The organism is bacterium (assembly GCA_029210965.1).
Taxonomy (GTDB): Bacteria; BMS3Abin14; BMS3Abin14; order BMS3Abin14; family BMS3Abin14; genus JALHUC01.
Genome location: JARGFZ010000011.1, coordinates 36,672 through 49,128, shown reverse-complemented (window position 1 = coordinate 49,128; position 12,457 = coordinate 36,672). Strand labels below are relative to the sequence as shown.

Sequence of the window (12,457 nt, the reverse complement as noted above, 5' to 3'; positions counted from 1 at the left end):
CCTTCGCATATGTGCCGCCTCCATCAACAAGTGTAACGGCGACTCTTCAATATAGCAGATAGCCGGATTCGTTCAAATTATTTTCTAGAAAATGAATTGTCTCAGCCTCAGGCTGGCCTCCGATCCAGCCCCCGGTACTGAACCGCCTCGGCCAGATGCGGCTGCCGGATATTTTCTTCGCCAGCCAGATCGGCAATCGTCCGTGCCATCTTCAGAATACGGCTGTATGAGCGTGCTGACATACCGAGTTTGTCGACCACCATTTCCAGCAGTTTTTGCCCTTCTTCATCAAGCGGGCAGAACTTGAGGATATGCCGGGCGGCCATGGCGGCTTTGGCGTGCAATCCATAAGGCGCAAGACGCTTTCGCTGGATGCAGCAGGCTGTTTCTACCCGGGCACGGATGGTTGCTGAAGATTCAGCGTCTACCGGATCGGCCAGATCCTTGTGCGGCACCAGTGGGACCTCGATCTGCAAATCGATTCTATCGAGCAGTGGGCCGGAAAGTCGTTGCCGATAACGTTGGATGTCGTGCGGTGTACAAGCACATAAGCTACTGAAATTACTGAGGATTCCGTACTTGCACTCGTTTAGCTTTCAGCTAAACGAGTGTGTCCACCATCCTCCTGGCCGTACCGTCACGCCAATCCATGAGGTTTGAACTGCCCTTACGAACCTCGTCCAGGGTTTCCAGGAACCTTGCCAGCCTGTCCTCCAGGACCATATCGAACCCGTGGCCGATAAGGTCTTCGGCGAACCACTCCGGCCAATGGCTGTCACGATCTCCATTAAGAACCTTTATCTCATAGGAATGATGGGCGGAATCGGTCTGCCCAAGGAGCTTGGCAACCTGGCGGATTTTGTCTTCCCTGCCCATGGAAATACCCCCCTTCTGATCTCCAGGATCTATCATTAACAGTATAGCATCCTTTAAAGACAGCTAAAGAAGCTGCTGATTGAACAAAGGGGATGACCGGAAAATGCAGTTAGTGTATTCATATCCTCATGGAAAGGCTCGTCAAAGGGGATAACTACCAGACCTCCCTGGAGGATGTGAAGTGCCGCAACAGTTGCTGCACCAGCCTGATCTTCCACCTGAGGATGCTTCCCATCTATTTGCGTTCCAGCCGAATGGCTGTAAAGGGCAGGTATGACGGTGAGCAGTGGGCACTGAGCAGTCTGGAGGTTTTCAGGCTCCTGGAAAGTGTGGGGGTCCGGTTTGAGATCGAGAATATGGATATGCTGTACAGCCTTTCAGGGCCATGTGTCTATGTCGGCAACCATATGAGCACCCTTGAGACCATGGTCTTGCCATGCCTCGTTCAACCCGCCCGCAACACTACCTTCATTGTTAAAAAAGCGCTGACAAGGTTCCCGGTATTTGGACCGATAATGCGCTCCAGGGATCCCATCACGGTTGGTAGAAAGGATCCCCGGGAAGATCTCAGAGCGGTCCTTGAGGGAGGACAGAAGCACCTCGACAGCGGTACCTCGGTGATCGTGTTTCCCCAGACAACACGAAGCAGAACTTTCGATCCTGCGCAATTTAACACCATTGGAGTAAAGCTTTCCCGCCGCGCCGGTGTGCCGGTGGTCCCTGTCGCCCTGAAAACAGACGCATGGGGAAAAGGAAGTATCATCAAGGATTTCGGTCCCATTAGGCCGGAAAAGGAGGTGCATATCTGCTTCGGTGAGCCCCTGAGGGTGACCGGTTCCGGCAGGGATGAGCACGAGGAGGTAGTGCGGTTTATTCAGGGGAAGTTGGAGAAGTGGGGGAGTGAATAAAGAACCATCTGACGCGGAAGGACCACCAGAGGGGGAGAGGGGGCGAGAGGGAGAGTGGGCGAAAATTCTCTGTCATTCCGGACACGATGAAATCGTGATCCGGAATCCACTCGTCTTCCAATAAAAACGATTAAAGCTTTTACCGCAGGGTACGCAGCGCGGCCAATTCATGGCCGCATCGTCCCTCGACGCGTTTCACTTGCTCGGGACCCTGAGCCTGTCGAAGGGCAGTGTAAAACTTGAATCTGGGGGGGATTAGAACTGGATATTGCCCTTAACCTGGGACCAGGTCTTGGACTAGGACTTTTTTCTGCACGATCCCTTGTACAACCCTCTGTTAAAACAATCCCTTAAATTGGGTCCATAAATTGCTCTCAGATATCAGTCTTTGACGGTTTGTTATATCCTTTGTCGCCAAAAGGAGTCAGCTTCTCGATCCAGAGCTTTTCAAGAACACGAAGATCTTCAGCAGGGTTATAAGTTGGGTCATCTGCCGGTTCAAGTATCTCCAGTTCATTGAATTGGAAATTCTCGTGCCCAAACTGTTTCCATTCCTTCTGTACAATTCCATTACGGTGGCTGCCCATTTTGAGCTCGACTTTACTGCGATTAAGTATTGCCGGCAGATTAACACTGGATCCGATAAAAATCTTTCCGTTTGCCTTGTTTATTATCTGGAAAACACCCATGGGGAAGGGGTGTATCTTTATATTCTCTGATCTTTGTTTTCCTATCCATTGTTAATCTCCTTCGATCGACGGAACAAATTGGGACAGGTTGTATAAGGTTTCCTCTGCGACCTCTGGTGCGCCAGGTTAAGCCTGGTCAATCCCGTAAGATGAAAGGAGCCCACCGTGTGAATTGCTCGTACGCACATGTAGCCGATGGAGCGGCGTATTGGGGTAACCTGTACGTCGAAGCCTCCTGACGCGAAGGCGCGAGCCGTAGCGCAAGCGAACCCGATTCGGCCTCATTACGCAAAGTGGATGCGGTCAATCTTCCAGAGTTGCTGAAGCCTGTAATCCGCGGGGAAGCAACGAGCGTATGCACCCGTGGGGCATCCCGGGGTGGTTGGGGACGGCGCGTGTCGAAAGATTGATCGAGGAACCTGGGAGGCCCATCGGTTTGGGTGGAACCCAACGCATTTTGCGAAGCCATAAGCGAGATGTCGGGACCGTTTGGGAGTCGGCGGGGTTCATAGTCGTGAGGAAGCGGGGTAATGCCCGTGGAGCGAAGGGACCCTGTCGGGTGCACGCTGGTGGACAAAGAGAGGAGTGCCGCTTCAGCAGAAGCTGCACTACGGACGAATGGGAATGGAAGCTGGACGAACCTCCCAAGTGGGGTGAGCGGCGCGACCTTCCGCCCAAACTCTCCTCCCTGCGACAGAAGCTGTACCAAAAAACCAAGCGGGAGCCGAAGTTCCGGTTCTACGTGCTGTATGACCGGATCTATCGGCGGGATGTGCTGAAGGCGGCCTGGGATCAGGTGCGCGCCAACAAGGGTGCGCCCGTAGTCGATGGCGTGACGATCGCCCAGATCGAGCATGCGGAGGGAGGCCCCGAGGGTCTTGTGGAGGAACTCCACAAGGAGCTTCGTTCCAGGAGGTACCGTCCCCAGGCCGTGCGTCGCGTCTATATACCCAAACCCAACGAAAAGGAACGTCCTCTGGGCATCCCGACCGTGAGGGATCGAGTGGTTCAGACGGCGGCAGTGCTGGTGCTCGAACCGATCTTTGAAGCGGACTTTCTGGATTGTTCGTACGGTTTTCGGCCGGGTCGTTCGGCCCACCAGGCGCTCACCGCGATTCGGGACCATATCCATTCCGGGTTTCGGGAGGTATATGACGCGGACCTGAAAGGTTACTTTGATTCGATTCCGCACGACAAGCTCATGGCGGCGTTGCGCATGCGGATCGTGGACCGGTCGGTCCTGAAGTTGATCCGGATGTGGCTTGAGGCGCCCGTGGTGGAGCAGGACGGCAGTCCCCCTCGGCGCAGCCGCAAGGGAACGCCTCAAGAAGGAGTAATATCCCCTTTGCTGGCAAATATCTTTTTGCACTGGTTCGACACGTTTTTCCATGGTCCGGGAGGTCCGGCGCGGTGGGCGAACGCGAAACTGGTACGGTACGCCGATGACTTTGTAGTCATGGCGCGTTATCAGGGAGTCCGGTTGCAGACGTGAATGAAAAAGGTCCTGGTAGCCCGAATGGGGCTGGAGGTCAACCGTGACAAGACCAGAGTGGTCGATCTGAAGACAGCGAGGTCCAGTCTGTAGTTCCTCGGTTTCACGTTCCGGTACGATCGGGATCTTCGCGGTCGGAGCCACAACTATCTGAACGTGACCCCGTCGAAGAAGGCCGTACTGAAGGAACGCGGGAGGTTGCGGGACATGACCAGCAGTAAAATCTGTTTCCTGCCGATATCGGCGCTCATCCTGATGCTCAACAGACATCGGCGCGGCTGGGCCAACTACTTCGAGTTTGGTTACTCTCGAAAGGTCATGCGTGACTTCAACCGGCACACACAGCATCGTCTGGCCGTCTACCCTGGGCGGCGGAGCCAGCGGCGTTATCGCCCTCCGAAGAACGTGAGCCTCTACCGTCACTTCATTGACCTTGGTCTGGTGAATTTATGAGGCGTATCGCTGGTTCTCTCGCGCATGCCTGCGGCTACTCTACCGTTAAAACAATATCGCTTATTATAGTAACCGGGATCGCTTCCGTCTTCGTTCTATGAACTTCGCCGTGACAAGTCACATGGGTGACAGTTCGCGATGACAAATGAAACGGTATCTAAGTATGAAGGTGTCTAGGTGTCTAGGTGAAAGATTATAACTACGATGCGGTATGCAAGTGCGACTGGATTCCGGGTCTGGGCCAGGAATGTCATACGTTTTCACCGCTTCCCCGATTCTCCCTTTCCCGGTTTCAGAACTTCTCCTGCGTTCTGCGTTCTACATTCTGCATTCTGGCTATTTCCCATACACAACCTCCCACTTCCTCCCGAAGGGTTCTTCCAGAGGTGTGTATTTCAGGTACCGTGTGGGACCGCTGCCGATCGCCGTTTCATCACCTTTTTCCCATATCCTCAGAACGATGGCCGGTATCGGATCGCCGGACTCGGATTCGTGCCAGGACTCCTTCTCCTCGATGACCTTCCACATATGGCCTGTAGCGATTTCCATAATACGCTCACCCACATGGGGAAGGCCCAGACTTTGACGCAGTTCCTTGAAGCTGTAGGGTGAACGTTTACTCTCTTGAAGGATCCGTTCCCCCAGGAACTTGATGCCGATGGCCCCGGTGGGCGCTGTGATAAGGATGGAAAGGACAGCTACGGCCAGAATGACCTCACCACCGGGAAGCCCAGCGGCGAGAGGGATGGCCCCGATGGCCGCCTGCACGGTGGCCTTGGGAATATAGGCGACAACGGCGAACAGCTTTTCCCTGGCGTCCAGTCCGCTGCCCGCGAGAGATATCCAGGTTCCCACACTGCGGGCAGCAAGGCCTGCCAGGATCAGTAGACCCCCGGCAAGACCGGCCTCCCAGGCGACCTTTATGTTCACCTGAGCACCTACAAGGACGAACAGCAGCAGCTCCGCAAAGACCCAGAGGTGCTTGAGCTTGGAGGAGATGATGTGTGCGATTGCCTCCTGTTTTTCAAGGATTATGAATCCCATGGCCATGACGCCAAGGAGTGCGGAGATCGGGAGGATGCCGTGAAGAATATCCTCCACCCATGTCAGGAGAATAGCCACCCCCATAAGGATGATCGTTCTCCGTGGAGGTTTGAGATCGTACCGGCGAAACAGCCGGTAAAGCAGATAACCGACCGCCAGGCCGAGAAGGATGCCGAGAATTATGGAAATGGGAATGGAAGCGGCCTGCCAAACCCAGTTGACCGGTCCCCCACCGTACATCCCCAGGAGTACTGTAAAGATGACAATGACAAAAACATCGTCAATTGCCGATGCCCCCAGAATAAGGGTGGGGATCCCTTTTTCCGAGCCCTTGCCCCTTTCCATGAAATCGATCATGAGGGGGACGACGACAGCGGGGGAAACGGCGCCGAGGATACTCCCAAGAATAGCCGCCTCCGGCCAGGAAAGCCCCAGAAGAGGGGGAGCCAGAAGAGTGATTGCCGTGATCTCGAAAATAGCGGGAACGGCGCTCATGGTCACGGCGTAGGGCCCAACCTTGTGCAGAATGTCCCTTCGCAGCTCAAGGCCTGCACGGAGCAGGATAACAATAAGGGCTATCTTACGGAAATCCCCCGAGACCGCCATCATGTCCGGCCTGAGGATGTCCAGCATATGAGGGCCCACCAGCACACCAACGATAAGCATTCCCACAAGCCCGGGCAAGCGCATCCTGCGAAAAAGGGCGTCGGCCAGTAGACCGGCGAGGACTATGAAGGCAAGGCTGAGGGCCATGAAGGTTTCTCCCCTGCAGTGAACAGTGAAGTGTGAATAGTGAACCGGGAAAATTACATACGGTCAGTTTCTTGTTCACGGTTCACTTTTTTTGCACAAAAAAACCCGTCCCCTGGGACAGGAGTCATCGGCTCTTGCGAGCGGTTGAGGCGAACTCCACCACCGAAAATGTCAGGAATTTTTTAACACATTGTTTTCAGAGCAGTCAACGACAGGGCAAAGGGAAAAAACGGTTTTTCAGAAAGAGTTACGGTGACCGGCGATAACGGCAGCCGGCAGATCGTCTGGTGATGGAACAATGCTGATTGCGGCCCTTTCCATTTCCTTACGGTGGTTTTCACGAACGACCTCTACAAATGCAGGCACCAGATCGGGGTCGAACTGGGTGCCTGCGCACCTTTCGACCTCAGACAGTGCTTGGGGAACGTCCTTTGACCGGCGGTAGTTGCGGTCCGAAACCATGGCGTCGAAGGAGTCGGCCAGGTTTATAATGCGGGCGCCCAATGGGATCTCTTGACCTGAGAGGTTCATGGGATATCCTTCTCCGTCCCATCTTTCATGGTGGTGCAGGATTCCCTTGAGCCCCTTCTCGGAAAGGATGGGCTTGAGGATGAAATATCCTACTTCCGGATGGGTTTTCATGATGTGGAACTCGTCGTTAGACAACCCTGCGTGCTTATTCAGGATGATGTCACTGACACCCATCTTGCCAATGTCGTGCAGTTGGGACGCGAGGGCGATGTCGTAGGATATGTCCGAGTTGATGCCGAGCTTTCTCAAAAGCTGCTCTACCAGGTCAGACACGCGGATGGAGTGGCCCTTGGTGTAGCGGTCTCTTGCCTCGATGGCGTTAATGAAAGATCGAATGGACCGAAGGAATGTTTGCTCCACCCTCTTATCCTTTTCCATTACCTTCTCAACCATCCGGAACTGCTGTACTTTTTCTCTTTTGAGGGCTTCCGTTTTCATGAAGGTCAGGGCGATCCTGGTGGCCAACTCCTCCATGGGAATCGGCTTAAGGATGTAATCGTTGGCGTTGGCTCGCAGAGCTTCAATGCTGTAATTGATGTCATCGGAAGAAGTGATGATGATGACGGGAAGGTCATGCATCCTTTTCCTAACATATTTGAGCAACTCGATGCCGTCCATCTCAGGCATGATAATGTCGGTCAGAATGAGATCAATGGGGCCCGCTGAAAGGTGGTCGATGGCCTCCCTGCCGTTGGAGGCGGTCTGTACCTCCATCCCCCTGGCGCTGAGATAGTCAGATATCGTCCTGAGAAGAAATCCGTCATCCTCAACAAGGAGAATTTTAAGTGCGCGAGTTGAAACGTCTTTTTCAGTCATGTTTTTTTTAATCGTAAGGGTAAAAAGCGAAACAGCTTGCATATTATCATATGTGGCGGCCGGATGAAAAGATTTTGTATGTTAACGGCATACTGTTGTCAAAAGCGTCCCCCGTGTGACTTGTGCCCTTAGCTTAAAAAGTGATCCCGAATGCTATAGAGGCGATGGTTTTCACCACATAGGAAAATGAGGACCCTGAAAAATTCAATGCCAGGGGAGGATCTGAAGACCCGGGATTCAGCAATTAAAAGCGATGAAAATCTTGAAGCTGAGTTATGTGATTAAACTTCTGAGATCTGATAATGAACACCGTGTCACCGCGTCTCCGAGTTGCCGTGTCCTGGTATTCCCCCCAATTCCTGCTCCACCAGGATGCACCAGTAGCGGACCCCTACAGGGATGATCTCATCGTTAAAATCGTAATCAGACCTGTGGCTTTGGGTGTGAGTGCCGTTACCCAGGAAAATGTAACACCCGGGGATCTTTTCAAGGAAATAGGAAAAGTCTTCAGAGGCCATAAGAGGGGAGCAGTTATCGTCCACATTTTCCGCCCCCACAGCCTTCCTGGCAGCCCGGACCGCGGCTTCGGTTTCGGTGAGAGTATTCACGGTGGGCGGGTAACCGGGCATGTAGTTGAAGAAATAGTGGGCATGGTGGGCAGCGCACACTCCGGCTGTTATGCGCTCCATGGCCTCTCTGAGCAATACACCTGTTTCGGTTGACTGATACCGTGTGCAGCCTCTTAGCAGGGCGTCATCCGGAATAATGTTGAAGGTGGTACCCGAGGTGAACTGTGTGATTGATAGCACAACGCTATCAAGAGCTTCGATCTTCCTTGTTACTGCAGTCTGAAGGGAGGTTACCAGTTCAGAAGCGGTGACGATGGGATCCACCCCGGTGTGAGGAAGAGCTGCGTGGGTTCCCTCGCCGTTTACGATGATCTCAAAGTTGTCCGTGGCCGCCATTATGGGTCCGGTGTGGGTGGAGATCCATCCGGCCTCCAGCCCGGAGCGGTTGTGCATCCCGTAGACAGCCTGGATCCCGAACGTCTCTACTATCCCCTCCTTCACCATGAGGCGCCCGCCGCCGCCGCCCTCCTCGGCAGGTTGGAAAATGAAAACCACAGTCCCGTCAAAGTCCCCTCTTTCCGCCAGGTATCGAGCAGCGCCCAGCAGCATAACCATGTGCCCGTCGTGACCGCAGGCGTGCATTATCCCCTTGTTGACGGAGCGATATTCAAGGTCGGACCTTTCCTGTACAGGGAGGGCATCCATGTCGGCCCGCAAAGCGATAGTCCTGGTTGAACTTCCTTTCCTGAGAATGCCAAGGACGCCGGTTTTCGCCCACCCCGTGTGCACCTCCAAACCGTACCTTTCCAGCACCCCGGCCACGGTTTTGGCGGTCCATATTTCTTCAAAGCCCAGCTCCGGGTGTTGGTGCAGGTCGTGCCTGAGGGCGATAAGCTCGGGCACGTATGAGGCAATCGTTTTTTTCATAGATTCCGTGACCCGTTGTTCAGATTTCAAGTTTCGGGTGTCAAGTTTTAGGTTTCAAGTTCCAGAACTTACCCCGATACACAGCCTTTCACGCCAAAGGCGTGATTACTCCGGCACTCCGATACAGTTCTTCCTCCTGGCTCCCGGCTCCTGACTCCAGCTTTTCCACGCCCTCCGCCCTCCACCCTACGCCCTGCTTTTCGCTCTGCTTTTTCCAGACCCCAGACACTAAACACTGCTTTTAGAGCACTACATTCTCGCCAACCGGTCGATTATCCTGAGGGCTTGCGTGATGGAGTTGTGCAGGGAGGCCATGGCGGGATTTTGTTGGATGGTGTAGCCGGCTTTATGAAGATCCTTCATGGTATCGTTGTCGGATAGCCGGATTATCAGGACCCGTCCGTCCTGCATCATGGCTCGCCCATGTTTCTGCAAGGTGTCCTTGGCTCCCCCAGGTTCACCGATCCTGCCAAGCATGATCATGTCAGCACCGTCAGTGGCCATCTTCATACCATGATTGAGCAGGGTGAAAAGTGAGTGCATCTGGGATAGCCGGGGTTCGGCTGAGTCCGTTTTGAGATATGTACGTATCCCGGCCACAGCTTCCAGGATCTGGGCTGCATTCTCCTTAACGTTGTTTAAGAGCGGATCGCTGCCCTTCCCCTCACTTATCAACTGCTTGATTTCCTCACCGTTCACAACCTCCGAAATGATGCGTTCACCCAGGTCGATCATGCTCCAGCCCCGCTTGTTGATCACCCCTTCGAAAACTCCCCCTTTGCCCATCTGGTCAAGTATGACCAGGCTGGCTCCTTCCAGGGTCATCTGGTAGGCCTGGTTGATAAGGGTCTGGAGACTGTAGATCTGAACATCGGATCCCCTTCTGCCAGCCGCCTGGGAATGTTGGATCGCTGCCAACGAAAAAGTTGAAAATAAGGCAGTCAGGACAAAAACTGAAAGGGCAGGTCTGGTTCTCATAACGGTATCCCCAAATACTGTGAAAACTTGAGTTAAGATGAACGTGCAAGGTTGATGACTTCGCAAAAAGTCATCAATGCGCCCCTGTCGGGGCGCCCAAATCAATGACCTGCAGTATAAGTCATTGATTTGTATGGAAAGCGAAAATGACATTTTTCGCTTTCCGTGGAGCAAAAAGCCAATAATGGACTTTTTGCGACCCTATCAAGGTTGGAACCGAAAACAGACATATAAGTATAAACCCTGGACTAAATATTTGAAACAGTGGGGGAAGGGAGTGGGGGAAGGGAATAGAGCAGTGCTTAGTGCGTGGTGCGTAGTGCGTAGTGCGTTGAAAAACAAGAGCACGCATACAGTAGTATCAAAGCATCGTCTTTATATAGACCGCATTTTCAGCTTTTGATCTTGTTCTTTCGCAAAGTCGCTTAGCCGCCAGGTCGCTCGGTCGCCAGGTCGGGAGCCCCCCCCTCTTTCCCGGCCTGCTGAGGGTCGTCAGGTGATTCCCCGGAAATATCTTCCGAGGTGTCCTCAGAAGCTGCCGACGTTGTCACAGGAAGGGTGATGATAAATGTCGCCCCTTGCCCAGGTTTACTTTCGACCCTGATATTTCCACCGTGGTCCTTGATGATCCCGTAGGTCACGGCAAGGCCAAGGCCAGTGCCCTTACCGGCCGCTTTGGTGGTAAAGAAAGGTTCGAAGATCTTCTGACTGACCTCTTCAGGCATCCCCGGACCTGTGTCCGCGACCCTTATCTCGACAACGCCGGCATTGGGGGAACCGCTCGTGACCGTAACGGTTCCCTCTCCCCCGTCCATGGCCTGTTGGGCGTTGATCATGAGGTTCATCAGTACCTGGATGAGCTGGTTGGCGTCCCCCTTCACGTTGGGCAGGCCGTCAGCCAGGTTCTTTTCAAGGGTTATCTGGTTTATGCCCATCTGATGGTCAACGAGGACAAGGGAATCCTCGATAACATCGTTCAGGGTGAGGGGTTTGAGTTCCAGTTTGTCCTGCCGTGCGAACTTCATAAGGTTTTCGATAATGGAGTTGCAGCGCCTGGTCTCCTGCTCGATGATCTTCAGGTTCTTGTAAATAGCGGGGTCGTCTTCCATCTTTTTCAGTGAGAGCTGGGTATAGCCCAGGATCCCGGCCAGGGGGTTCTTTACCTCGTGAGCGATGCCGGCGCTAAGCTGCCCGAAGGCGGACATTTTCTCGGACTGGATGAGAGCGGAATTAGCCTCCTCCAGGGCCCTCTCACGATCGCTAAGTTCGTAAGCCATGTGGTTCACGGACCGGGTGAGGCTTCCGATCTCGTCCCTGGAGGTTGCTTTCAGGGAAACTCCAAACTCTCCCCTTCCGATGTCCTGGGCCGCCTTGGTAAGCCTTATGAGTGGCCGGGTGAGGCCGTAGGACCAGATAAGGGCGATGGTCGCCGCTGTAAGAAGGATGATGAAGGAAATAATAATAAGGTTGTCGATGAGCTTTCTGGTGCTCAGAAACGCCGCCATTTTAGGGATCTGTACTCCCACCATGAGGTCACTGATCTCCACCCGCGCAAATCCCCCGATCATTTCAACCCCATCCACGACATATTCGAAGGTAGCGGCCAGCCTCGATCCTACCGGCAGGTCCTGTTTGTCCGGACGCCAGTTCTCCAGGCTGTGGGTAAGGACCCGCTGAGGGTTCCTGTGGGCTAGAATACGGCCGTCCTTTTCGAGGATGAAAGCCTCGAAAAGGACGGACCGGCTGACTACGGACATGAGCCTTTCCGTACGGATTATGGCTTCCAGAACAAGCTCGGATTCCAGTCCCGGGATCGTTATGGTGCTGACCATGGTCATAAGAGGAAGCGCTTCGCTGAAGGTTGAGTTCCAGATGTACACTTGTTCGGAGTCAAGGTCCAGGGACGTGATCGGGTTCTGGGTGCGGTGAGTGTTGAATTCGTCTTTTGACAGTCCGGCAGATGTTAGTACCTGTTCATCGAGAACGGAGATCTGTTCGATCCCATCCTCATAAAAGGTGAGGGCCAACATCTCCGGAAAGTCCAGCAAGAGGTTATCGAGCATTCTTGATTTTTTGTCCTGGGTTACGCCGACATCGTAGGCCACCCTGGAGATAGTCTTGATCCTTTCATGGTAATTCTGGATCAGGGCGTACGTTTCCTGGGCGGTGTGGATGGTGTTTGAGGAGATGAGGTCGTTGATATAGGCTATCTTGTCTTTGTGGAACAGGTTGGCCATGGTGAAGGTGATCACACCAACTACGATCGCGATCCCAAGGAGAAGAGCAACCAGGATCTTGAACCTGAGCGGTATGAAAAGCTGCTTGCTTATCTGTTTGCTCATCTGTTTGCCTGTTCCTCTCTTTTCTGAATGATCATCCTTCAACTTCCTTCCTCCCCCTCAAGGGAGGTGAACCGTAATG

At 53.6% G+C, this 12,457-nt stretch carries 11 protein-coding genes, 1 pseudogene and 1 riboswitch; of the genes and pseudogenes, 3 read left to right on the top strand and 9 right to left on the bottom strand.

Annotated elements, in window-relative coordinates:
• Positions 1–107: 107 nt before the first annotated feature.
• The 3 genes and pseudogenes from P1S59_06460 to P1S59_06450 form a co-directional block, all read right to left on the bottom strand.
• Complete coding sequence (locus P1S59_06460) at positions 108–455, bottom strand: GTP-binding protein EngB (GenBank protein MDF1525891.1); 348 nt, start codon at positions 453–455, stop codon at positions 108–110.
• Positions 456–581: pseudogene (locus P1S59_06455) on the bottom strand (ATP-binding protein).
• A gap of 19 nt (positions 582–600) precedes the next feature.
• Entirely contained in the window at positions 601–912 is a 312-nt protein-coding gene (locus P1S59_06450; GenBank protein MDF1525890.1) for a hypothetical protein, read from the bottom strand.
• Positions 913–1,004: 92 nt separating this feature from the next.
• Here P1S59_06450 and P1S59_06445 point away from each other — a divergent pair, with 92 nt between their 5' ends.
• On the top strand, positions 1,005–1,784 hold the full coding sequence (locus P1S59_06445) for a lysophospholipid acyltransferase family protein (GenBank protein ID MDF1525889.1): 780 nt from the start codon (positions 1,005–1,007) through the stop codon (positions 1,782–1,784).
• A 374-nt stretch (positions 1,785–2,158) separates the two neighbouring features.
• On the opposite strand, the gene P1S59_06440 is transcribed toward P1S59_06445, so the two are convergent.
• A complete protein-coding gene (locus tag P1S59_06440) occupies positions 2,159–2,473 on the bottom strand; it encodes a GIY-YIG nuclease family protein (GenBank protein ID MDF1525888.1) in 315 nt (104 codons plus the stop codon).
• Positions 2,474–3,032: 559 nt separating this feature from the next.
• On the opposite strand from P1S59_06440, the gene P1S59_06435 reads away from it, so the two are divergent.
• Complete coding sequence (locus P1S59_06435; GenBank protein ID MDF1525887.1) at positions 3,033–3,965, top strand: reverse transcriptase domain-containing protein; 933 nt, start codon at positions 3,033–3,035, stop codon at positions 3,963–3,965.
• 156 nt (positions 3,966–4,121) lie between these two features.
• Positions 4,122–4,418, top strand: a complete 297-nt coding sequence (locus P1S59_06430; GenBank protein ID MDF1525886.1) for a group II intron maturase-specific domain-containing protein — start codon at positions 4,122–4,124, stop codon at positions 4,416–4,418.
• 336 nt (positions 4,419–4,754) lie between these two features.
• Here the strand turns inward: P1S59_06430 and P1S59_06425 are convergent, their stop codons facing one another.
• The 5 genes from P1S59_06425 to P1S59_06405 all read right to left on the bottom strand — a co-directional run bounded on the left by P1S59_06425 (position 4,755) and on the right by P1S59_06405 (position 12,378).
• On the bottom strand, positions 4,755–6,215 hold the full coding sequence (locus tag P1S59_06425) for a sodium:proton antiporter (protein ID MDF1525885.1): 1,461 nt from the start codon (positions 6,213–6,215) through the stop codon (positions 4,755–4,757).
• A gap of 111 nt (positions 6,216–6,326) precedes the next feature.
• A riboswitch (Fluoride riboswitch) is annotated at positions 6,327–6,388 on the bottom strand.
• Between the two features lie 64 nt (positions 6,389–6,452).
• Complete coding sequence (locus P1S59_06420) at positions 6,453–7,562, bottom strand: response regulator (protein MDF1525884.1); 1,110 nt, start codon at positions 7,560–7,562, stop codon at positions 6,453–6,455.
• Positions 7,563–7,876: 314 nt separating this feature from the next.
• On the bottom strand, positions 7,877–9,058 hold the full coding sequence (locus P1S59_06415) for a M20 family metallopeptidase (protein ID MDF1525883.1): 1,182 nt from the start codon (positions 9,056–9,058) through the stop codon (positions 7,877–7,879).
• Positions 9,059–9,307: 249 nt separating this feature from the next.
• Positions 9,308–10,036 (bottom strand): hypothetical protein, encoded by a 729-nt coding sequence (locus P1S59_06410; protein MDF1525882.1) that lies wholly within the window; start codon positions 10,034–10,036, stop codon positions 9,308–9,310.
• Positions 10,037–10,461: 425 nt separating this feature from the next.
• Positions 10,462–12,378, bottom strand: a complete 1,917-nt coding sequence (locus P1S59_06405) for an ATP-binding protein (protein MDF1525881.1) — start codon at positions 12,376–12,378, stop codon at positions 10,462–10,464.
• Between the last annotated feature and the right edge of the window lie 79 nt (positions 12,379–12,457).